The sequence below is a fragment of the Acinetobacter sp. Marseille-Q1618 genome (assembly GCF_902809855.1).
GTDB lineage: Bacteria > Pseudomonadota > Gammaproteobacteria > Pseudomonadales > Moraxellaceae > Acinetobacter.
Genome location: NZ_CADDWJ010000002.1, coordinates 548774 through 572953 on the forward strand (window position 1 = coordinate 548774; position 24180 = coordinate 572953).

The 24180-nt window shown below is 37.0% G+C and carries 20 protein-coding genes and 3 tRNA genes; 9 read left to right on the forward strand and 14 right to left on the reverse strand.

Annotated features, from left to right (window positions below; translation table 11 throughout):
- Window position 1 precedes the first annotated feature (1 nt).
- The 4 genes from HUS24_RS09830 to gshB all read right to left on the reverse strand — a co-directional run bounded on the left by HUS24_RS09830 (window position 2) and on the right by gshB (window position 4836).
- Window positions 2-928 (reverse strand): D-alanine--D-alanine ligase, encoded by a 927-nt coding sequence (locus HUS24_RS09830; protein WP_173911864.1) that lies wholly within the window; start codon window positions 926-928, stop codon window positions 2-4.
- A 93-nt stretch (window positions 929-1021) separates the two neighbouring features.
- Complete coding sequence (gene murC, locus HUS24_RS09835) at window positions 1022-2470, reverse strand: UDP-N-acetylmuramate--L-alanine ligase (protein ID WP_173911865.1); 1449 nt, start codon at window positions 2468-2470, stop codon at window positions 1022-1024.
- A gap of 13 nt (window positions 2471-2483) precedes the next feature.
- On the reverse strand, window positions 2484-3581 hold the full coding sequence (gene murG, locus HUS24_RS09840; protein WP_173911866.1) for an undecaprenyldiphospho-muramoylpentapeptide beta-N-acetylglucosaminyltransferase: 1098 nt from the start codon (window positions 3579-3581) through the stop codon (window positions 2484-2486).
- A gap of 313 nt (window positions 3582-3894) precedes the next feature.
- Window positions 3895-4836: a glutathione synthase gene (gene gshB, locus HUS24_RS09845; RefSeq protein WP_173911867.1), complete on the reverse strand. Its 942-nt coding sequence runs from the start codon at window positions 4834-4836 to the stop codon at window positions 3895-3897.
- A 116-nt stretch (window positions 4837-4952) separates the two neighbouring features.
- Between gshB and HUS24_RS09850 the strand changes: the two genes are divergently transcribed.
- Complete coding sequence (locus tag HUS24_RS09850; RefSeq protein ID WP_173911868.1) at window positions 4953-5162, forward strand: DUF3565 domain-containing protein; 210 nt, start codon at window positions 4953-4955, stop codon at window positions 5160-5162.
- A 109-nt stretch (window positions 5163-5271) separates the two neighbouring features.
- Here HUS24_RS09850 and HUS24_RS09855 read toward each other — a convergent pair whose 3' ends face one another.
- The 3 genes from HUS24_RS09855 to HUS24_RS09865 all read right to left on the reverse strand — a co-directional run bounded on the left by HUS24_RS09855 (window position 5272) and on the right by HUS24_RS09865 (window position 9087).
- Entirely contained in the window at window positions 5272-6210 is a 939-nt protein-coding gene (locus HUS24_RS09855; protein WP_173912535.1) for a restriction endonuclease, read from the reverse strand.
- 217 nt (window positions 6211-6427) lie between these two features.
- Window positions 6428-8011, reverse strand: a complete 1584-nt coding sequence (gene guaA, locus HUS24_RS09860; protein ID WP_173911869.1) for a glutamine-hydrolyzing GMP synthase — start codon at window positions 8009-8011, stop codon at window positions 6428-6430.
- 509 nt (window positions 8012-8520) lie between these two features.
- Entirely contained in the window at window positions 8521-9087 is a 567-nt protein-coding gene (locus HUS24_RS09865) for a hypothetical protein (RefSeq protein WP_173911870.1), read from the reverse strand.
- Between the two features lie 304 nt (window positions 9088-9391).
- On the opposite strand from HUS24_RS09865, the gene HUS24_RS09870 reads away from it, so the two are divergent.
- From HUS24_RS09870 to HUS24_RS09880, 3 genes are all read left to right on the forward strand, one after another.
- A complete protein-coding gene (locus HUS24_RS09870) occupies window positions 9392-10054 on the forward strand; it encodes a hypothetical protein (protein ID WP_173911871.1) in 663 nt (220 codons plus the stop codon).
- Window positions 10055-10128: 74 nt separating this feature from the next.
- A complete protein-coding gene (locus HUS24_RS09875) occupies window positions 10129-10533 on the forward strand; it encodes a hypothetical protein (RefSeq protein ID WP_173911872.1) in 405 nt (134 codons plus the stop codon).
- A gap of 68 nt (window positions 10534-10601) precedes the next feature.
- Window positions 10602-10850: a helix-turn-helix transcriptional regulator gene (locus HUS24_RS09880; protein WP_173912536.1), complete on the forward strand. Its 249-nt coding sequence runs from the start codon at window positions 10602-10604 to the stop codon at window positions 10848-10850.
- A 448-nt stretch (window positions 10851-11298) separates the two neighbouring features.
- Here the strand turns inward: HUS24_RS09880 and HUS24_RS09885 are convergent.
- From HUS24_RS09885 to HUS24_RS09895, 3 genes are all read right to left on the reverse strand, one after another.
- Window positions 11299-11374, reverse strand: a tRNA-Gly gene (locus HUS24_RS09885).
- A gap of 46 nt (window positions 11375-11420) precedes the next feature.
- Window positions 11421-11496: transfer RNA gene (locus HUS24_RS09890), tRNA-Gly, on the reverse strand.
- A 47-nt stretch (window positions 11497-11543) separates the two neighbouring features.
- Window positions 11544-11616: transfer RNA gene (locus HUS24_RS09895), tRNA-Gly, on the reverse strand.
- A gap of 229 nt (window positions 11617-11845) precedes the next feature.
- On the opposite strand from HUS24_RS09895, the gene HUS24_RS09900 reads away from it, so the two are divergent.
- From HUS24_RS09900 to HUS24_RS09920, 5 genes are all read left to right on the forward strand, one after another.
- Window positions 11846-12154, forward strand: a complete 309-nt coding sequence (locus HUS24_RS09900) for a BolA family transcriptional regulator (RefSeq protein WP_173911873.1) — start codon at window positions 11846-11848, stop codon at window positions 12152-12154.
- Between the two features lie 8 nt (window positions 12155-12162).
- Window positions 12163-12555 carry a SirB2 family protein gene (locus HUS24_RS09905; RefSeq protein ID WP_173911874.1) on the forward strand — a complete coding sequence of 131 codons (393 nt, stop codon included), beginning with the start codon at window positions 12163-12165 and terminating at the stop codon, window positions 12553-12555.
- A gap of 82 nt (window positions 12556-12637) precedes the next feature.
- Window positions 12638-13474, forward strand: a complete 837-nt coding sequence (locus HUS24_RS09910; protein WP_173911875.1) for a ParA family protein — start codon at window positions 12638-12640, stop codon at window positions 13472-13474.
- Between the two features lie 14 nt (window positions 13475-13488).
- Complete coding sequence (locus HUS24_RS09915; protein WP_173911876.1) at window positions 13489-13902, forward strand: hypothetical protein; 414 nt, start codon at window positions 13489-13491, stop codon at window positions 13900-13902.
- Between the two features lie 210 nt (window positions 13903-14112).
- Entirely contained in the window at window positions 14113-14703 is a 591-nt protein-coding gene (locus HUS24_RS09920; protein ID WP_173911877.1) for a LysE family translocator, read from the forward strand.
- Here the strand turns inward: HUS24_RS09920 and HUS24_RS09925 are convergent.
- The 4 genes from HUS24_RS09925 to HUS24_RS17150 form a co-directional block, all read right to left on the reverse strand.
- Window positions 14700-15338 carry a DedA family protein gene (locus HUS24_RS09925; protein ID WP_173911878.1) on the reverse strand — a complete coding sequence of 213 codons (639 nt, stop codon included), beginning with the start codon at window positions 15336-15338 and terminating at the stop codon, window positions 14700-14702. The two genes, HUS24_RS09920 and HUS24_RS09925, sit on opposite strands and share 4 nt — an antisense overlap.
- Before the next feature lie 469 nt (window positions 15339-15807).
- Complete coding sequence (locus HUS24_RS09930) at window positions 15808-16848, reverse strand: GT-D fold domain-containing glycosyltransferase (protein ID WP_173911879.1); 1041 nt, start codon at window positions 16846-16848, stop codon at window positions 15808-15810.
- Between the two features lie 131 nt (window positions 16849-16979).
- Window positions 16980-18173, reverse strand: coding sequence for a glycosyltransferase (locus HUS24_RS09935; protein WP_173911880.1), 1194 nt, complete (start codon window positions 18171-18173; stop codon window positions 16980-16982).
- A gap of 74 nt (window positions 18174-18247) precedes the next feature.
- The gene (locus HUS24_RS17150; RefSeq protein WP_368033937.1) at window positions 18248-24040 is read right to left on the reverse strand and encodes an Ig-like domain-containing protein; all 5793 of its coding nucleotides are present in this window, start codon (window positions 24038-24040) and stop codon (window positions 18248-18250) included.
- Between the last annotated feature and the right edge of the window lie 140 nt (window positions 24041-24180).

The window sequence follows — 24180 nt, forward strand, 5'->3', positions numbered from 1 at the left end:
ATTAGTGTGTATCGCCCAAAGTTTGTTCTAAAATCGCTACGCAGAGTTGATCAAAACTATAACCTACAGCATTTGCAGCTTTTGGCACCAATGAATGGCTGGTCATTCCCGGCACAGTATTGACTTCAAGCAACCAGAAATTGCCTTGTTCATCTAACATTGCATCAATACGTCCCCAACCACTTGCACCAACAGCTTGGAAAGCACGTGAACAAAGTTCTTGTAGTTGTTTTTCTTCAGTTTCACTCAAACCACACGGAATACCATATTCCACATCGTTACGATTGTATTTTGCTTCATAGTCATAGAAAGCAACATCAGCAGGCGGTTGCAGACGAATCACAGGTAAAGCCTGCCCGTTTAAGAAGGCAATAGTGTATTCTCGTCCTGTAATCCACTTTTCAGCCATCACTACTGCATCATGCACAGTCGCTTTTTCTATGGCTGTAGCAAGGTCTTCGGCTTTTTCAACCTTACTCATACCAACACTTGAACCTTCATGCACAGGTTTGATAATTAAAGGTAAACCTAGACTTTCAACGACTTCTTTTAAGTCTGAATCTTTATTGATAATACGATAAGGTGCAGTCGGTAATTCAGAACCTTGCCAAATTTGTTTGGTTTTGACTTTGTCCATGCCAATCGCAGAACCTTGAACGCCAGTCCCTGTATAAGGAATATTTAACCATTCCAAAACACCTTGAATCTGACCATCTTCACCACCACGACCATGCAACACAATAAAGGCACGATCATAGTTTACCAGTTCCGTCACACTACGTTCTTGCGGGTCAAAGCCTTCAGCATTTACCCCTGAACGTAATAATGCTTCTAATACAGCTTTACCACTATCTAATGACACCTCACGCTCAGCAGATTTACCACCAAGCAACACCGCTACTTTGCCGAATTTAGAAGCATTTGACACGTTTAAATCCTTAAACTTATATGTTAGTCAATTTAAATTAAAATACTGGGTTTCACTGCTTTTATGTCAAACAATCAAACCCAACATTGTAAATTATTTTAAATAAAGTTGGTTCTGAGCCAATTCTACCGAAATTGCACCCACGTTACCCGCACCTTGTGTTAATAACAAGTCATTTGCTTGTAACACTTTTTGTATGACATTCTGCAAATTGCCTTCGACAGGATCAATCAAGATCGGCTCAACTTCGCCACGTAAACGAATACTACGTGCCAAGGAACGACTATCTGCGCCTACAATCGGCTTTTCACCTGCTGAATATACTTCTAGTAAAAGCAATTGATCCACTTGCGACAACACATCGACAAAATCATCAAAACAGTCACGGGTACGACTGAAACGATGCGGCTGGAACATCATCACCAAACGACGATCAGGATGGCTGGCACGAGCCGCTTTAATTGTTGCTTCAACTTCTTTTGGATGGTGACCATAATCATCCACCAATTTTACATTGCCTTCACCTAGTGCATATTCACCTTGCACTTGGAAACGACGACCGACACCACTGAAGCTCTCTAAAGCACGTGCAATCGCAGCATCTGAAACACCTTCATCAGTTGCAATACCAATCGCAGCCAAAGCATTTAAAATATTATGCAGACCTGGCAAATTGATCGTTAAACGCAAAGGCTCACGATCTTTACGTAGCACAGTAAAATGTGACTGCATGCCTGTTTGTTCAATCTCTACTGCACGAATATCATTGTCTTCATTAAAACCATAGGTTAAAACAGGACGACCAATACGTGGCATAATTTCACGAATATCTTCATCATCACCGCAGACTACAGCCAAACCGTAAAATGGTAGTTTTTGTAAAAATTTTACGAAAGTATCTTTTAAGTTGTCGAAACTACCGCCATAAGTGTCCATATGGTCTGCATCAATATTGGTCACAATCGCAGCCATTGGCTCTAGATAGAGAAATGATGCATCGGACTCATCCGCTTCCGCCACGATATAACGACTTGCACCTAGAGCAGCATTCACGCCTGTACGATTCAATAAACCACCGATCACATAGGTTGGATCCATGTTTTCTTCTGCCAGCATACAGGTGACAAGGCTTGTGGTTGTAGTTTTACCATGTGTCCCTGCAACTGCAATACCGTGACGATAACGCATGAGTTCACCGAGCATTTCTGCACGACGAACGACAGGAATACGGTTTTCAATTGCAGCTTTGATTTCTAAATTTTCATGGTCGATTGCAGTTGAAACCACCAATACGTTTGCATCTTGAATATTTTCAGCAGCATGTCCGATATAAACTTTAATGCCATTTTCTTCAAGCTGCGCAGTGGTTTTTGAAGCTTTAATGTCTGAACCAGAAACTTTATAGCCTTGGTTTTTCAACACTTCTGCGATACCGCACATCCCTGCACCACCGATTCCCACAAAGTGGATATGTTTAATACGGCGCATTTCAGGAACTTTAATCAGGTTTTTTGCTTTATCAGCAGGGCTTGTTGGAGACATAATCAACTCTAACTTACAAATCTTGAATTAAACCAACCACACGTTGTGTTGCATCTGGTTGTGCTTGTTGACGGGCTTTCACGGCCATTTCCATCAATATTTGACGGTTCATTAATGGCGTGAGTAAATCCTTTAAAGAATCAGGTGTCATGCTGGCTTGTGGGCAAATTTTTGCAGCACCTGTTTTTTCCAAAAATCTGGCATTGGCAGTTTGATGATCATCCACAGCACTTGGTAAGGGTACAAATACTGCTGCCACGCCTGCTGTCGCCACCTCAGTCACAGTCAATGCACCTGCACGACAAATGATTAAATCAGCATTGCTATAAGCGTGTGCCATATCCTCAATAAAAGGCTGTACTTCCACCTGTAAATTTGCAGGTGAGTTGGCATAAAACTGTTGCGTAGCTTCTTGCTTGTTTTGACCACACTGGTGGAAAATTTTTAATGGAACATTTAACCGTTTTAAGGCTTGAGGAACACATTCATTTAACGCTTGTGCGCCTAAAGACCCTCCCACAATTAAAATATGTAATGGTTCATTTGAATTTTCACGCTCTTTATAACGATAGGTCGGATTATAAATGGCGGTAATTTCTGCACGTACAGGATTGCCTGTCGTCACTACTTTTTCACTGGCAGGAAAAGTATCTGGAAATGCCTGACAAACTTTTTTGGCTACACGTGATAACTGTGTATTGGTAAAACCTGCCACAGCGTTTTGCTCATGAATAATCACAGGAATACCCAATACACGAGCAGCCAACCCGCCTGGGCCTGCAACATAACCACCAAAGCCTGCAACTGCATCAACTTTAAGTTGTTTCATATAGCGCATTGCGCTTAAAGTCGCCCTTAAGATTTTGAAAGGTGCGGCAATTTTACGAATCACGCCATTACCGCGAACACCTTGAATATCAATTTGATATAAAGGAATATCATGTTGTTTTAATAAACGGTTTTCCATCCCTGTCGGGGTCGCTAACCAAGACACTTGGCAGCCTTGTTGTTGCAATTCTTTTGCTACTGCCAATGCTGGAAATACATGCCCACCTGTACCTGCCGCCATCATCATGACGTGTTTAGGAGCACTTTGTTGAGGTCTGGTCACAATCTAATTCTTCAATACCGAAAATAAAAATAAACGAGTCTTAAGCAGACAATTGTAATCACAAACAATGAGAGGGAAAAGTTTATTTACTTTTTTTCACCTTTGGCATCATTGTTTTTTTCTACTGATTTGAAAGTTTAAACTAGTTTTGTTATTAATCTATCAGAAAATGCTGATTTTTGTACGATTTATATATTTAAATACAACAATCCTGTATTTAAATAGAAAGCTAAACTGTTTTAAATATATTTTATTTTTCAAATAAAAAACACCAACAAAATTGTTGGTGTTTTGGACATGCTTAGATTAAAAACTATCCGCGACCTGCTTCTAGCACAGCGAATAAATCATCCGCAATAGACGTACCAAATTGTGTATCAATCTCACGGATACACGTTGGACTGGTCACATTAATTTCAGTGACATATTGACCAATCACATCTAGACCGACAAAAACCAAACCTTTTTCTTTTAAAAATGGTCCAACTTTGGCTGCAATCGCCTTGTCATTTTCAGTAAGTGGACGAGCTTCGCCTAAACCGCCTGCGGCTAAGTTGCCACGCACTTCACCATTTTGTGGAATACGCGCTAAGCAGTAAGGAACAGGCTCACCATTGATCATAAGAATACGTTTATCACCATCGACAATCTCAGGGATATAACGTTGTGCCATAATCGGTTGTGTGCCATTTTCAGTTAAAATTTCAATGGTTGAACCAATATTTACCCCATCTTGATACAAACGGAAAATCCCCATTCCGCCCATACCATCCAATGGTTTTACGATCACATCGCCATGTTCTTGTAAAAACTCACGGATTAAGCTTTGTTGTGAAGTCACCAAAGTCGGCACTTGTAACTCAGGAAATTGCGTTGCAAAAAGCTTTTCATTACAGTCACGTAGACTTTGTGGTTTGTTAATAATCCACGCGCCTTCTCGCTCTGCTTGCTCCAAGATATACGTGCTATAAACAAAGTTCATGTCAAAAGGTGGGTCTTTACGCATCAACACCACATCGTATGCTGCGATGGATTCTTTTTGTTTTTCGCCCAACTCATAGTAATGATCATAATCTTCAAATACTTTTAAAGGCGAAATTAAGCCAAATGCTTTACCTTGATCGATATATAAATCTTGTTGTAGGGCGTAACCTAATTCATGCCCACGTCGTGATGCTGCCCATAACATGGCCATGGTTGAATCTTTTTTGAGATTTACATTTTCAATCGGGTCCATCACTACAAGTACACGCATATTGATGCTCTTTTTCAATTTTCAAATTGGTTTTAGTATAGCGGAGATTTTTCTTGCATTTCCCTGATTTTTAGTAAACCTTAGATGATATTGTGCTGAATGTTTTGGAGAATAGGATGCAACAAGCGATTGTTGGTTTTTATTTGGATATTGAAGATCATTGGGTGGCTGATCTTGCATGCGGTCATACGCAACATGTTCGGCATACGCCACCTTGGCAAAATCGCCCGTGGGTCATGACGGAAGAAGGACGAAAAGAAAAAATTGGGATGATGTTAGAATGTAAAGAGTGTGACCGTATTAATGCGTTATACGCTGATCCATAGAAAAATATTTATTTTAAATCAAAACATAAACAGCAAAAATACAAGGTATCCACAATGGCATATTGCTGCTTTTTAATGCGCTCTTTTTACCCTTAAAGATCAAGCATATTTAAAAAATATTTTCATCAAAACGATCTTGATCTATTTTATAAATATGAATACTTTGTTGCACTTGGACTCCTAAACCAAACTCAATCATTAGTGAGGTTAACTTATCCCCATCAATTAAAACAATTCCTGATTTTTTAGCTGATTCACGAGCCTCTTTACTGAAATTTGAAGTAGTGATAAATACACCTTTTTTAGCAACTTGATCTGCCAAAGCACCTTTAAATTGTTGGATTTCAGGACGACTCACCGTATTTTCCCAACGCTTGGCTTGAATATAAATTTTATCCAATCCTAAACGGTCTTCACTAATAACACCGTCAATTCCGCCATCGTTAGTTTTACCAATTGCTTGAGCAGCATCATGATGAGAACCACCATAGCCCATAGCAACAAGAAGATCGACAACCAGTCTTTCAAAAAAAGCTGGACTATTTTCTTTAATTAATTTTAGTAAATCTTTTTTGAGTGATTCTTTTAATAAATCTGTTGTTTCTATAATAATTTCATCAGGAGTTCGAGTTTCTTCTATTTTTTGAATAGCAGTTAAATCATCATTCGACTCTCTTTGATATTTCTGACTTTCTTTAGATATTCCCAACTTATAATTTGCAAAGCTATCAAATTGCATTAAATATTCGATCGTTATATTTGCCATGTTTGACAAATCTATGTTCCGACCAATATCACTTAACTCACAAAAACCGCGCTTAGGTTGACTTATCAACCCTGCTTTCACTAAATATGTTTTAGCCCAACCTACTCGATCATAAAAAACGGTTTTTGTTCCACTGGATAACATTTTATTTAAATCATTAGCATCCAAGCCTGACCGTTCAGCTAAAATTTTAGCAACATCGCTTAACTTCATTGCTTGCTTTTGTTCCGAAAGCAATTTCATTAAGGGCAACATCAATTGATCATAGGTAGGAAAAGTCATTTTTATAAAATAAATTACTAATTTTATAAAAGTATAAATCAAAAAGAGCACCTAAGTGCTCTTTTTCTATTGAATATTCAGACTATTTACTCAAGGTTTTCAATCATAACCACTACAACTATTTATAGAATTTTCATGTATTGAAATCTATAAATGACTTCAAGCATAGCTTTCAGCATAAAATCAGCAAAATGCGGTGTATTTTGAAACCCTGATTTTACTCCCACTCAATCGTCGCTGGTGGTTTAGAAGAAACGTCATACACCACACGAGAAACGTCTTTGATCTCATTCATGATACGTGTTGAGATTTTATCAACCAACTCATAAGGAAGATGTGCAAAACGTGCAGTCATAAAGTCAACAGTTTCAACCGCACGAAGCGCAATCACCCACGCATAACGACGACCATCACCAACTACACCCACAGATTTCACAGGTTGGAACACAGCAAACGCTTGCGCAGTTTTATCATACCAACCACTCGCACGAAGCTCTTGCATAAAGATGTCATCAGCTAAACGTAAAATGTCAGCATATTCTTTTTTCACTTCACCCAAAATACGCACACCCAAACCAGGACCTGGGAATGGATGACGATAAAGCATTTCATGTGGCAAGCCTAAAGTCGTCCCTAAACGACGTACTTCATCTTTAAACAAATCACGGATTGGCTCAACCAATTCAAAAGCCAAATCTTCAGGTAAACCACCCACGTTATGGTGTGATTTAATGACGTGTGCTTTACCATTTTTTGTTGCAGCAGATTCGATCACATCAGGATAAATCGTCCCTTGAGCAAGGAAGTTTACCCCATCAAGCTTACGGGCTTCTTCAGCAAATACTTCGATGAATTCACGACCGATAATTTTACGCTTTTTCTCTGGATCAACTTCACCAGCAAGTGCAGACAAGAAACGATTTTCAGCATCAGCACGAATCACACGGATGCCCATATTTTTGGCAAACATATCCATCACTTGCTGACCTTCGTTCAAACGAAGTAAACCATTGTCAACAAATACACAGGTCAATTGATCACCAATCGCTTTATGTAAAAGTGCAGCAACAACAGAAGAATCAACACCACCAGAAAGACCTAAAAGAACTTTTTGATCACCGATTTGTTCACGTAATTGCTCTACACGTAAGTCGATAATATTTTCAGAGTTCCATAAATTACGGCAACCACAAATACCATGGACAAAGTTAGACAATAACTCTGCACCTTTTGCAGTGTGTGTCACTTCTGGGTGAAATTGCACACCATAGAAACGGCGTTGTTCATCACTTACAGCAGCAAATGGACAACTTGGTGTACTTGCAGTCACTTGGAAGCCTGCTGGAATCGCAGAAACTTTGTCACCGTGACTCATCCAAACATTTAGTTTATGACTATCACTTCCAAAATCAGCATCATTTAAATCGCCAAGCAATTGATCACGAATCAATACATCAACAGCCGCATAACCAAACTCATGCACTGTGCCCGGTTCAACTTTACCACCAAGTTGCTCTGACATGGTTTGCAATCCATAGCAAATACCCAATACAGGAACACCCAATGTAAATACGCATTCTGGCGCACGTGGACTGCCTTCTTCATGCACACTTTCAGGACCACCTGATAAGATAATCCCGTTAGGATTAAATGCACGAATGTCTTCTTCAGACATATCAAAAGCATACATTTCAGAATATACACCAGCTTCACGAACACGGCGTGCAATCAACTGGCTATATTGAGAACCGAAATCCAAGATGAGGATACGATCTTCAGTAATTTGGGTATTGGTCGTCATGGGTCTACAACTATGCTGGCAAACGAATATAAGCGCCATATTCTAGCATTTTTAAAAGCTAGACGCATACCATTCTGCTGAGCTAGAGTTGAATAAAAAATTATTTTTCAACATAAACAAAAAATTCATTGCCTAAACGATCATAGCGAAATGGCAATGCACGCTCTGCAATCCAACGCTCCAAAAGTCTTTCATATACATGTGCTTTTTTGGTAGACGTTGCATGAAATGTCCAATATTGAATTTTATATTTATAAATGATTTTTTCTATCCGTTGACTGATGTGTCTTAAAATTTTTAATGCTGGGAGTTTTAAATCTAAATCTTCATAAATCGGATCATCACGAAACAGTACCAGTTCTGGATTTTTACGATAGTTTATATTGAGTTTTGCACGTGCAGGTCGATTTAGATAAAAGGAAAAACTGTAATGATTAAATTAAAGAATATAATGTAAGTTATCAATATATAGGTCTTCTTTAATAACCACTCTACCTCCTAGAGCCTGATTAGGATAAATTTAATGCCTGTAATATCACTTTGCCTTTGAGCTGCCGTGCCAATCGTGCAAAATTCGTTTGGGGTTCATTGACAACAAGTTGCTGTTCTGCGCAGATAAATCCGATCTGAGCATTATCAACACTAAAATGTTTTCCAAAATATGCGCTCAAGTAAGGAGCTACTTGATCTTTCTTCAGTGATTTTTGGATTACGGTAGATGATTTTAAAACCTGAACATTCACATGAGTATTCATAAGTTCAAAACAACAAGATATTTCTATATGTACATATCGACAAATCTGGACAAGATTTTGTTTAAACTGTTCAGGTATTACATTTTTGGGTTGTATAACCCAAAACAATAATTGTTGGATACTTGATGATGGAAGAGATAGCGTATTTAAATCCGTCAAAACCAATTGTTTAAATGGATAATTTAAAGCAAATAATGCAGCAGCAACATCTATCTTTTGCTGCAAAATAGGCATCATATAAATACTTGCTGTTTCATTTAACTCAGCATCTAAAATCCATGCACCTATTAAATTAAAATCATCACCTAATTTTTGACTCATTATTTTTCTCACTCAAGCATACATTTAAAGCATGCTGTTTTATTCAATCTTTTTCTCAATAATTAATTTAGGATATTAGGCATTTACAAACAAGATACGTACATCTTTTAACGACAAATAATGTCGCTTTCTATAAATCCCCCACTTTTATTTGTATTTTTACATGCTAGGGTTTAATAGAAATTTCAAACTTTTTAATAGGTTTTATCTCCTATTTTTGATGTAAACCTAAATCGGCTTTTATGCCAAAAAATCTTCAACACTGACCAATAAGCTTTATTCTATTTAAAAAATTTAGGTGCTTATGTATTATCAATATTTTCATGAAATTAAAGATTATCATTTTTCAGATCATCAAATTTTAGTGTTTGGGTGCCATGAATTAGGCAAGCATTATTCAGGTTATACACAGACTGCTTTACATCATTTTGGTGCTGTACTAGGTCAAGGTGAAGGCCGTCAAGGGCAGTCTTATGGCATTCCAACCATTGCTGAAAATGGTCAAGTTTTAGATCTCAATGCCATTGAAAATTATATTGAAAACTTCAAAAAATATGCTGTACAACATGCACATTTGCAATTTATGATGACGGAAATTGGTTGTGGTTTTGCAAAATATCATGTTGATCAAATTGCGCCACTTTTTCTCAATGCACCAAAAAATATTCATTTTCCGTTCAGTTTTATGCCTTTTTTAGAACAATTACCTATTTTTAGAATTGAAAACATTGAATTGTTATGGAAAGCAGATGAATGTTATCTAGAGTTGCCTTTGGATTATGCTGTGGTGGCACGTCTAGCATTTAAACAAACAGATCAATTGATCAATCTACCCAATATTTGGGAAAAATATCCTTCAACCTCTCAACAATATTTAAAATTAGATGAGCAACAATTTGTACAGTTACATCACGCCATTGAAAAGTTTAAGCAAGATGAAGCAACACTATTTGCAGGTTTGATATAAGTTTTTATTTTTTAAATACAAATAAACTGTGCCTGAGTATTTTGATTTAGCATGAATAATAAGTAGATAGCCTTATGAAAATTTTTAATAGCATTCCACTTGCGACAGGCGGGACTGAAATTCAACAACACCAAATTAGTCTTGCAACAGACGATGTTCAAACGCTAATTCAACGTTTGCTACAAGCACCTAATCCTCATGAAACAATACTGATGGCTGAGCACCCAACTGAAAATCAATTTGTCTTAGAAAATACGGTAAGACATTGGTTTGGTTATGGTTTATATTATCCTGACGTAGATCAGCTTGATCAAAACCAGTTACATGCTGATTTTCCTAAAATTATTTTACTTAATCCCAATGATCCCATGATTGAAACTTTTACAAACATGGGGCATGTGGTTTTTGATTTTGCTGAATATCAACATCAAATCGCGCAGTTACTGAGTTGGGTACCACCGCTTGAGGATGGTGATTAAAACTATAAAAAGAACATAAATAGATCTTCCGTTTTATCAAGACTCTAAACCAACATGACTATTCTGTTATTGTAGAGCCTTACCAAATATTAATAGCTGAAAGAAAAATAAGAGTTGCTGATCTGATTCGAAGGACAAGCATTAATAAAATGACTTTGCGTAAGCTATACAACGGTGACTTAACTCGCATCGACTTAGAAACGATTGACCGTATTTGTGAATATTTAGACATTCAAGTAGGTGATTTATTTGTTTTTGAAAAAAATTTTACTAATCAAATAAATAAAGAGTATCTTGGTCACCGATGGTCACTTTGAAATCGTGATTGGTCACAAAAGCAGACATTAAATTTGAACGATCGTTAAAATTTATCTATAAAATTTGAATTGCTTTATTTAGAACCTAGATGAATATCTCAAAATGAGCTTTTTTAGGGAAAAATTTTGGTCACCGATGGTCACTTTAGAAAAGTGATTAGTCACAAATTCTAAAAATAAGTTAAAACTGGGAATATAATTCTATTTTATAGACCCAGTTTTTTAGCTTTAGATGATCTAAAAAGTACAAGTGATTGAGTGAAATTTGAGATCATTTAAAGTACTTTATACAGAGCATGGTAAACAATGGTCACATTTTGGTCACCGAACATAGGGACGGCTAATAAAATTTATAATTAGGCTCTAGTAAACAATTTGAACCAGCTAGAAAAATATAAATAAAACCAACAATAAAAACCCCCATCTTTCGATGAGGGCTTTTTGAATCTGGAGCGGGAAAGGAGACTCGAACTCCCGACCCCAACCTTGGCAAGGTTATGCTCTACCAACTGAGCTATTCCCGCGGAGTCTGTCCAATTTTTTAAATAAAAAACCGAATGAAAAAATTTTTGGAGCGGGAAAGGAGACTCGAACTCCCGACCCCAACCTTGGCAAGGTTATGCTCTACCAACTGAGCTATTCCCGCGGAGTCTGTCCAATTTTTTAAATAAAAAACCGAATGAAAAAATTTTGAGCGGGAAAGGAGACTCGAACTCCCGACCCCAACCTTGGCAAGGTTATGCTCTACCAACTGAGCTATTCCCGCATGGGGCTTATAATACATTAAGATAAATTAGGGTCAACAATTTTTTGTTATAAAACCGCTTATTTGCATAAAATTAACACAGATGACTTAATTTTTTGCTAAATCACTCCTCTGCCTACTGTTCATTACTCAAAATAAAAATGCTTTTCTTTGGTTTTCAAAGGAGATTAGGGACAAAAAATATAATCCGCTATACTCAGTTCAAATTAAATACTCGAGGAACTGTAAGATGAGTCTTGAACAGCAGTTAATTGAACAATTAAAAGCTTTAAATCCAACCCATTTAGAAGTGATCAATGAGTCCGCAGGACATGGTGGATATTTTCCAGGAAAAGAATCTCATTTTAAAGTGATTATTGTGAGTGAGGTATTTGCTGGACTGCGTTTAGTACAACGCCATCAAAAAGTTTATGCTGAAGCTAAAGATTTACTCAGTCCAGGTAAAATTCATGCTTTAGCCATCCATGCTTATTTGCCAACAGAATGGCAAGATCAAGCACCTGCAAGTCCAGAATGTGCCCACGCACCAAAGGTATAAAATAAGTTATGGATACACTTTTACTTATGCAAACTGTACATATAGTCAGTGCAGTATTGGCATTGTTGGTTTTTGCATTAAGAGCATTCACTTTATTTGTAGGCACACAAAACCAACAACCAAACCCTAAAGGTCGTGTGGCTTTTGTTGCTGTACAGCATCTATCTTATACTGTGTTGGTTCTTACGGGTGTAGCATTATTGATCATCAATCAATTCCAAGTAGAACCGTGGTTCTATGCCAAAATTCTTTTATTTTTAGTGCTGCTTTCTTCTCAAATCAAAGCCTATAAAAAGGATGATCAAATTTTATTAGCACAGCGCCGCGCAGGTTTAGTGATTGGTGCAATCGTTTTTATTGCCATTTTTTCGCTTATCTTGATTAAACCCGTTTTTGGTTAATTGTTAAACATTTATTTCCTACTTGTATGGAGTCTAGGTTAAACTGCATACAAGTCAAAAAATAATGCATTTGAGGGAAATTATGCTGACACGAGTGGTATTTAACCAAAAAGGTGGCGTAGGTAAGTCGAGTATTACCGTAAATTTGGCAGCGATGAGCGCACATGCAGGTTTAAAAACCTTAGTGATTGACTTAGACCCACAAGCCAATTCTAGCCAATATCTTTTGGGTGATGATGCGACCTATTCTGCGGACAAAACAGCACTTGAGCCTAATATTGAAAATTTTTTCCAAGATGTTTTAGGAAATAACCAACAAAAAGGCTTATTGGGCAATGCGCTAGGCTCTATTTTAAAGTCTAAAAATAAAGGCTTCGATCAGTATATTCATCACTCGCCTTTTGCCAATTTAGATGTGTTGCCTGCTAGCCCGACTTTAGGCAGTTTAGAGCATGCTTTAGAAGCCAAACATAAAATCTATAAATTACGTGATTCGATTCAAACTCTTGCTGGGCAATATGAACGTATTTATATTGATACACCACCTGCATTTAATTTCTTTACTTTATCGGCGTTGATCAGTGCAGATCGTGTACTGATTCCATTTGATTGCGATGTATTTTCTAAACGTGCCTTGCAAACCTTGATTGAAAATGTCATCGAAACCCAAGATGATCATAATGATCATTTAGAAATCGAAGGAATTATTGTCAATCAATTCCAAGCACAAGCGAAATTACCCCGTGAAGTCGTCCAACAATTGAAAGATGAAAATTTGCCAGTATTAGAAAATATGTTGCCGCCATCAGTGATCATGAAAGAGTCACATCATAAAAACTTACCGCTCATCTATTTTGCTACAGATCATAAATTGACGCAGGCATATCAATCATTGTTCAATGAGATTGAGCAAAAATAAGATCGAGATGTAACATGAAGCTAACTCTTTTAAACGGTTTCAAATGGGCTGCCTTAATTCTAGGTTTACCGCTTTTAACCGCATGTGCGACTACGGTAAAACCGAATTATGTTTCGCCAACCCAATATCAGGCTATGAATTGTGCGCAACTGGCATCGGAGTTTCAACGTATTCAACAATACATCAACAATGGCGTACAACCTGCGAAACGTACTGGTGTGGGCGTTGGTGTTGGGCTCGGTGGTGGCTGGGGCAGTGGCGGTTTCGGGTGGGGCTTTGGTCCAAGTATTTCGGTAAATATGGGGCAATCCTCCAATACCAAAAATACTGAACTTGCCAATTTATATGGTCAGCAAGATGCTATTTCTCAGGCTGCCCAATTTAAAAACTGCCCTTATGTCCCTAAACGTCAAGAAGTGAAAAAGTAGAATATGCTGGATGTGAAGCCAAATTTGACTCCACATCCACTTTAATGTTTAGCAAAATATTACAAAACTAATTTAAATAAAAACAATTATTTATATTTAAAAAATTCAAATTAATCGCATTCAAATGAGATAAAATAGCCACTCATCACTTGTCATGGTTTTATATTTTCGTTTAAGGTGTGCGCCTGATTAACTGATTCAAAACACTATATGATTGAAAATTGGCTATTTATTGCAGCAATGTTGGCTGTGCTTCTGATTCCCGGACCAACTAATGCATTATTAGCCAGCTCAGCACATCATCAAGGTGTCTTTAAAACATTCGCTTTGGTTCCTGCACAACTTTTTGGTTATGTGTATGGCATCAGTATTTGGGCATTGCTCATTCATTTAAGTTTACCGATTTGGCCTTTATTGATTGATATTCTACATATCGCCAGTATGGCCTATGTTTTATGGTTAGCATTTCATTTATGGAAAGCATCACATTTACAAAATCATAGCCAATTGCATAAAACTTTAAGCCCTTCGCAATTATTTATTTCAACATTAAAAAACCCAAAAACCATACTATTTGCAGCAGGTATTTTCCCTATAGAAACTTGGGATTCATATTTACATTATTTTATAGTGATCGGCATATTTAGCTTGTGCTTAATCCCGTGTGCGTTATTTTGGATCTATTGGGGACGTACAGTTTTGGCAGGAAATTTAAAGGGTGTAAGTGCCGACCGTTTATATAAAGGATCGGCACTATTTCTAATTTTATGTATGTTGCCTGTCGTGGTTCGATTTTTCTAAGCTTTTTCTTTATTGAAAAATTTATGGCGAATAAAACCGATCAAGCCCGGTAAAATACTTAGGAAAATGATACCAAATACCAAATGTGTGAAGTTATCTTTGACCAATGGATGTGCGCCAAATAAATAGCCCAAAGTAATAAATGAACCCACCCAACAAATCGCACCCACCACATTATAAGTCAGGAAGTATTTATAATTCATACTGCCTGCACCTGCAACAAATGGTGCAAAGGTACGCGCAAAAGGAATAAAACGTGCAAAAATAATGGTTTTTCCACCATGTTTTTCAAAAAATTGTGAAGTTTTGATTAAATGTTCTTTGTTAATAAATCGAGAGTCAATTTCAAAAACACGCGGCCCGATATATTTTCCAATATGATAATTTAAAGTATCGCCCAGTACCGCTGCAATAAACAATAAAATAACCAATAACACAGGATCCATCGCACCTGTTGAAGCAGCTAGCGCACCTGCGGCAAAAAGTAAGCTGTCACCCGGCAAAAATGGCATGACCACTAAGCCTGTTTCAACAAAAATAATCAGGAATAAAATTCCGTAAACCCAATAACCGTAATTTGTTATAAATTCAAATAAATGTTGGTCAACATGCAAAATAAAATCAATGAGATTCATGAAATAAAAGCTAAGCTAAATCGTGTACAAATCCTAGCAGTACGTGTCATGAAAGTCAGTATTAAATAGTAAATAAATGCATGTATTATCGTTTCAATTATAAAAAGGTGAGTCTATTTTTATGTTTGGCAAATTTAAAAAAATCTGGAGTAAGGTTACGAGTCGATTCCATTAATATTTGAGTAGTCTGCTTTCTAAGATGTATAAGTTGTTCAGGAGTTTCTTGTGTCATAATATAAAATGGATCAGCCTCACTATAACTTGTTAGTAACCATTGCATCTGATCATATAAGCCTTAAAATTCTATTTTTTGAGGATGTATGAATGCATTTTCAACATTTTGAATCATGATGATAGATTGATCGTGAATTGTTATCTTGCCCCTATTTTCACAAAAATTAGTTTTTTAAATTTTAATTAACTCTTCTCAAATATCGAACATAACATATTAAACCTTTGATCAACCGACCTAGATTTGCTCTGGACGGGGTTGATTTAAAAATACTGTATCATAGCTATTGTTCAAATGCCCAATGTCTAAAGCCCTAAAACCACGATGATGTAATCTTGCCGCTAACGCTGTTCCTGTTGGTCCTAGAGCAATTAAAAATAAATCGACCTGTTTTTGCTCCATACATTGTTGCATCACATGATCAATCTCTGCGTAGGCATCTTGATTTTTAGAATAAATATAGCTAGCGCATGCGATATTAGAAAAAATAGTATGCGTTGCATTTAAACGGGAGTTTTTTCCTGTAATAAAACAGACTTTTTTACCTTCCCAAATCGCTTTCCATAAATCCACAATCTCATTACCATAAAAGTAAAATGCTTCAGGTCGTGTGATCATGGCATCACCTAACTGTGGCCGTTTTAAATAAAATTTACATTTTGCCCAAAACTCGAGCCAAAACTTATTCCAAAATGAATCTTCAATTAATAAACTCGGGTAACACACCATCAAGCCCATATCATCGCGACTAATATCTCTTAATTCCTGCATTAATTTCCAATCATGCTTTTGAAAAATACATCCGCCTGTGGTCACCATACAACGAATTTCGCCATCCCCAAAACGTGCTAAGCTGAGTTGTTTTTCTTTAATCTGTATTAATGTTTCTCGAATCGTTAAAAACTTATCACTTAAAGTATTTGCCATATCTAAATAAATATCATTGATTTTTGTGGCTTTAAGCTGTTGATTTAACTGTATTACTTGTTCACTCAGTGTATTGAGTAAATAGCTTTGATTTTTCGTATAGTCGAGCAATTGTTGTATAATTTTTTCTATAACTTTTTCAATAACTTGATCTTGCTCTTGTGCAATATTTAAAAAATGCACGAATAGCGTGTTTTCAGCATAAATTTTTAATTTAAAGTCGATAAAACAATGAAAATATTGGGATAAAAATTTCTGTGTTTCTACATTTCGGCACACTAAAAATATTTCATGGTGTTCATTGACATCCAATGCAAAAAATAAATTTTCGGTTTTGATATCAATATACACTACTATTTTTATATATTTCAACACGTTCAACATATTGCATATATAAAAAATTTTCTCGTAATTTATTTAATAAAGCATTTAAAACCATGTTTATTTCACCCATAAAGTAAATAGCGAAAAACTAAAATCGTCTATGATTTCTGTATATTTAAAATCGTATCGGCTTGCTCCATAAACTCCAATTTTTGTAAATTCTGAATCAAGTTTTTGACCTCTAGGTAGTGGTCTTTTTTAATCAAATCTTGATAATGATCGAGTTGATGAATCACACGCTGAACCAAGCCTTGTGAGGCATTTTGGACGAGTGCTTTAAAGGCCGTATAAGCTTGTTCTTTATAACCCAATTGAAATGCATTAATACACAACTCGTAATGACACCAGAACTTATAAATATCCTGATTTAAAAACAATTTATTTCCTGTTGGTAAAGCTAATTTTTGTGCACGTTCGGCATAGCACAGCGCCAAATCATAATTTTTATCCCAATTATTACGGCGTGCAAGGTGATACCAACATTCAGCTCGCTCAGGAACCACTGAAACACCACATTGCCAATAATATAATGCTTGCATGGTCTGTTTTTTTGCTTCAAATAAAGAACCTAAACGCATAAAACTGACATAGACTTCTTCTTTCCAATCGCCCAGTTCCGTACGTTTTTGATACCATTCTATTGCCGTTTCGGTTTGACCTGCATCCTGATAAGACTGTGCACAATAAAAGCTATAACGTGCCTCTAAATCAGGATCTACTTGATCTATGATTGCTTGTTCAAGTAGTTGAGCATCTTTTAAGTATTTATTGGGATCTAAACTTCTATTGCCTTTACGACCTGAAACAACTGCATAATCTCCTTCCACCGTGCCTGTAGAATAATCAGCTTTACTCGATAAAAACTCATGTAACACGCCTTTCCAAAAAAACTGACCATTGTTTTTAATAATGAGTTTTCGGAGATATTTTGTACTCCCCCCTTCATTGGTCATCTTGAAAAAATAGCTGTCTTTTTGCAAAGCAGGTAATTTAAAATTACCTATAAAATGGTCGTCTGCATCAAAAAATAAAATATAATCACTTTTACCGACACATGCCTGCAAAGCTGCATCTCGATTATGACCAAAATTCACCCAAGCTTGATGCTGAATTTCACCTTGAATATTTTTTTGTTTAAAAAAATGCTCAATAATTTCAATGGTATTATCTGTTGATCCTGTGTCTGAAATCACCCAATAATCAAGCGCTATATGCTGGCAAATATTTTCTAATGTTTTAGCAATAATATGACTTTCATTCTTAACGATCATATTGAGGCAAATGGTTGGCATACTTCTTCCCTGATCAATCCTTTATAAAATAGAAAAAGAGGATCTTTTGATCCTCTTTTCTTTTTAGTTATGAATTAAAATAATTGACCGTTATTAATCAATTGATCTAATAACTCATCAGTTTTCGTGACACCTTGTAAAACAAGAAGTTCTGTTGGGTTATAAGTCATATCTGTCGCTGAACCATCACGGTCAATAGAGAGAATCGTATTGCCCTTACCATCATCTTTCACACTAATGTAATCTTTCAAATCAGTACTACTACCTGATAATAAGGCACTGATATTGATCATATCTGCATCAACATCAGTTTTCACATCACCAACATGGAAATCTGCCCATGTATCTTTACCATTACCACCTGTAGCATCAAGACTTTCCAATAATTCAAAAATCAGAAGATCATGCCCCTCACCACCTAAAATTTGATCATTACCCGCACCAGCAAGAATAAGATCATCACCTGCACCTGCCTCAATGACATCATCGCCATTTCCTCCTCGGATCAAGTCATCACCTGAACCTGATTTAATGATGTCATTGCCATCCATCCCATAGATACGCAAACTTTCTGTTGAAAGTGAATGGTCAAGCGTATTTGCTTGTTGATCACCTTCAATAATATTTTTCGCAGCACTATTAAATGACTGTGCATCGAAAAGATTTAAGCCTAACAATTGTGCAACATCACTCGAATTTGAAGCACCTTGTATATCCGTTGCAGTGATTTGAATGCTATTAATAACATCAAGATTCAGCAGACTACCTGTCAGCAATGTACCACCTTGTGCTGTCAGATAAATACTGCTTAATAATTCATTCACTGCAAGGTTATCAATTTTACCACCGTCAATTGCGGTAATGGTTAAAGTTGAACTTGGTGCAATTAAACCTAAAACACCGTCATCATTTTTCAATACAACTTTCAGTCCAAGTTCTGCTGCAAGTGTTTCAGAAGCATGTAGTTCTAAAGGTGTTAAGCTAACGGTCAAGATCGGCTGATATTTCACTTCAACTTTTTCTAAGTTGCTGTTCTCATCATAAGCTGTCAGGTATTGATTACTTAAATTGATCAATCCCAAAGCATCCAAATTAATTAAGCCCAGTAAACTACCAACCTTTGCTTGAGTCACAGGTGCTACATTATTCGGATCAAAAGTTTGGTCTGGAATATTTGAGGTCTCAATCGAAGATTCCCCTGTATGCACCACATCACCATCACCATCTACAACTTCTGCCGAAATGTTAATGTTCTGATCTGTTAATGCACTTGCATCAAACTCAGCAGAATCTACAATCAGTTTACCTGTATTTAATAAATGACTAATAATCTGTTGATCATTGGCAAATTTAGAAATAAGGTCTACACCTTCTAACACAATAACTTGGTCTGTTTGACCAACCAACGAATCATTATAGCCACCGATATAGTTCCCTGCTGTACTGATATGAATTTCTGTACTGACAGTTCCATCTGCATTTGAAACTAACATAAAGTGTAAATAGTTAGTTAAGTTACCTATGCTTGAACCAATACGCCCTTCGCCTTTGAGTAAACCAGATAGATCTAAAATATCACCACCTGAACGAATCGCAGATGTATTAAAATCAAGTACTGTATCTTTACTAATACCCACCTGACCTTGCTCAGGGATATGGTCATCCGCTTCCCACTTAAATACGTCACTGAATTGCTGAGTAGGATTAGCAAGATCATCCCCCACGAGTATGTCATTACCTCGACCGCCAATTAAGATATCTCGACCGATTCCACCTTCAAGTCGATCAGTACCTGCTCCTCCACGTAATAAATCATTGCCAGTTAAACCATATAAAGTGTCATTGCCTGCATAACCATATAAACGGTCATCTTTTGATAACTCACTTTGATCTCCAGAAATTACATTATCTGCTGATGTACCTTCTTGTAGAATGCCTGAAGTTTGTAATTTTACTAACTCACCCAAACCAGCAAGTACACCTACATCTGCAACATTTACAGTGGTATCAGAACCTTGTAAACCATTTTGATCTGTTGCAGTGATACCTTCACCAGCAAGTAACTTAACATCTAAAATTTGTCCTAATCCAGAAACAAGTTTCACTGTTCCCAAGAACTCATTTAAACGATCTAGATCCATCACACCATTTTTAGAAGTAATGGTAATTTGCGCTGGCGTAATCAGTACCGCTGCGATGGTTTTGATCTCAAACCCAAACTCTGCTGCTAAAGCTTTAGAATATTCATAATGTAAACCCAAGTCTAAATTCAGTAATGCAGCCTTATTAATCACGACTTTGGTAATGTTGTTATTAACATCATTCACGGTATAAAGCTGACTACTACTTAAATCGATTAGACCTGCAACATTGAGATTAGCAGTACCAAGCAAGCCACCTTTATTGCCTAAACTTGCAACTGGTTTTTCGTTTTGCTCAGGTGTTACGGTTATACCATTTGCAGCAACTTCATACGCACCTGTTTGCATGTCTACCGTCACTGTATTGCCATGCACTGTTGTTACAGTAAGAAGTTTTGTGCTCTGTGAATAACTATAAGCATAGATATTCTCTGCATTACCATATTGCTGAACAGTATTCGTTGCAGCATTAAAGACATAGGTATTCCCTTCAATCGTTACTGCTTGTAAATGCCCACCATCTATACCAAAACTTTCAACCAATTGACCTTGCACTACCTCCACTTCAGTTAAATCAACTGTCATTGGTGCAGACACCACAGGTACGTCATCATGAATGACGACATTTAACTTACCATTACTTGTGCCATTCGCATGGGTTAACTCAAAAGGAATCTCAATCGTTTCAAGATTTTCAATAAAATGGTCTGCTCCTTTGGTCATCGTGACTGTGTAAACACCTGTCATACGATCTATTTTTACTTCTAAGGTTGCTTGCGACTCACCTACAACTGTTCCTGTTAATGTTTGACCATCTGCAGACACCGTCCACACTAAATCTTCACCAGCGAACTTCGTTGTTGAATTGGTTGGTTCAAGTAACTTGACTTCTGTACCTGCACCAATCGCTAACTGACCTTGCACGGTTGGATAAGTTGTCACTAATTGTTGGATAATATTTCCATTGATATCTTTGACTGGATCGCCATTACTATCCAATAAATCCACCAATTCAACTTTATAATCGGCTTCTTTTAATTCTGCTGTCTGTGATAAATCAACGATTAAGTCTTTCCCGACTGTTGTGAGATTACCCGCAGCATCTGTAGCATTCACTTCAATTGGATATTTATCTGAGCCTAAACCATTTAAGTCCGCTTGTGGAATGGTCAATGTCCATTTGCCATCTGTACCAATGTTCGCAGGATCAACTGGATAATCTTGACCATTAAACGTTAGAACCAATGTTGGCATTGGATCTTCGACTGAAACTGTACCCGAAATAGTCAAATCTGAACGTGCTTCTACTGCATCTAGTACATCATTTCCTGCAATCAGATCCAGTTTCACCACTGGTGCAACAGTATCGATAACCAAATCAACTGTTGCTGCAGTCGATGGGTTACCAGCTTTATCGGTTTCAACAACTTTCAAGTTATATGCGCCATCAGCCAAAGGTGTAGTCAAATCTACACTCCATGTACCATCCGCCTTCACAACAGTTGTCGCGATCAGATTACCTTGCGCATCTTGAATACTTATGATGTTACCAACTTCGTGACCTTTGCCAGAAATACTTGGTAAGTTGTCATTGGTATATTGTGAGCTTAATGGTTTGCCTACATCAAGCTCACCCAACTCATTAATGTTGTCAATAACCACAATATCAGTCGGTTGATTTGGAGCGATTAAATCTGCGGTAAATGTTCGAGTCGTTAATGGACTTCCCGAAATTAATTCATCATAAACTTCTATGGTGTAAGTTTTGCCGTGCTCCAAAGTAGAAATAAATGAATTTGGTAAATCAACTGACCAATTTGTATTATTTGTTACATGTAAATAATCAACAACTCCACCGAGCTTAATTTTCTGACCCAAACTATCTTTAATATAAAGATATGAATAATTATCTAAGAAAGACTTATCAGCAAATGTCCCATGAATGGACACTGCGTTTGAAGCTTTTTCAGCAATATTAATAATATCGTCACCAGTGACTGGAGCTATTGCGATGGACTCCCCTCTCACTAAATCGACATTATGAGTGGTACTGCCTGATTTATTTCCAGCACGGTCTGTTGTAAATGCAGTAATACTCGTTGATGTTGAACCTGAAGATGGGAATGATGGTATTTCACTTTGCGTAAACAAAGCATTCCATTGACCAGAAGCATCTGTTGTTACAATCTTTTCTGTATTACCCCATTTTACAGTCACTGTTGAATACGGCTCAGCAGTACCTGTCACGGCCTCACCATCAACAGCCTCAGCAGATGAAACTTTATTATCACCCGCAACGGTATTAATCGTTGGTGCTGTAGGCACTTGAGTATCTACATTGAGTACAAAATCATTTGATTGGAGTGATTGATTACCTGCCGCATCGACAGCAATTGCATTAATAATATACTGTCCATCTGTTAAAGCTTTATCATTCGGTATTTCAAATGACCATTGACCATTTGTCACAGCGACAATGTATTCTTCACCATTAATTGAGAGAATGACTTCTTTTGCATCAACAGCTGACCCATTTATAATCGGTGTTGTGTCATTGGTAAATGCACCATTACTCAAGTTAATCAGCTGTATTTCATTATTATCTTGAGCATTGATAATTACTGGCGCAGTAGGTGCAACAGTATCTACTTCAAATGAACCAGTACCAATTGATCGCTCCTCACTCACATTACCCGCTTTGTCAGTTTGACGTAAGACAATATCTTCTTTGTTATATAAACCATCAGCTAAAGGAATGACATTTCGAGCATCACCTAAAATCCAAGTACGTCCACCATCAAGTGAGTATTCCCAAGAACTCAACTCTGACTCTAAGCCACTGACTATGAGCTGATTATTGTCTTTACCCGCACCTAAAACTGCTGTAGGTGCATCTGGTGGTGTCAAATCAATAGTCATTGCTTCAAGTTTATGAATACTGCTATTGCCTGCAGCATCGACTTGCATAATTTGTACATCATCTTTGGCAAATGTTTTCGAAACATCTGTCAATTCAAAATGACCACCTGTAAATGCAGTCCATGTCACACCAGCATCTAAAGAGTAGAATTGTTGAGTACCTGATTCTATACCTGACACGCTGATTGTTGCATCGTTGGTATAGCGGTCTTTATTTGAAATACCTGTATCGACTAAATTTTCTGTCAATTGACGTGGTGTAGAGGTATCAATTGTAATGGCTTGCGTATTACTGGTTTCACTGGTATTACCAGCGACATCTTCAACTTTAACAATAATTGAACCCAGTGCATACGTGCCATCTTTTAAATTAAAGCTCGTGCCTGTACCTAACGTCCAATCTTTTCCAGCATTGGTTGAATAAGACCATGTTGCATCTAGATCAACATCTTTAACATTCACCTGCGGATTTGACGTAATACCATCATTGTTAGTACCAACGCTATTAGAACCAATAGTCGCAAATGTATCACTATCTAATTCAAATGTTGGTGATGTAATTTGTGTATCAATTTCAATTTCAAAAGTTTGACCATTGACCACAATTTCAAATGAACCATCTGCTAACTCAATTGCAGGTGCTTTTGCTAAATCAAGTACCCATGTTCCATCCGCATTCACAGGCACTTCAATACTATGGAGAACACCAGAAGCATTTTGAATAACCACAGTAATCTTTGTACCAAATTCACCTGTTCCAATAAATGTTGGTGATTTATCATTACTGATACCGCCACTGACGATCATTTCATTATTGGCAGAACTACTGTCATATTCAGGGTTTTGACCTACAGATTCCACATTATCCAATACAGCAATGAGTTTGATTGGACGTGATAGACCAAAACCATGGTTAGCATCCAATTGACTTGCTGTCCCTGCATTCC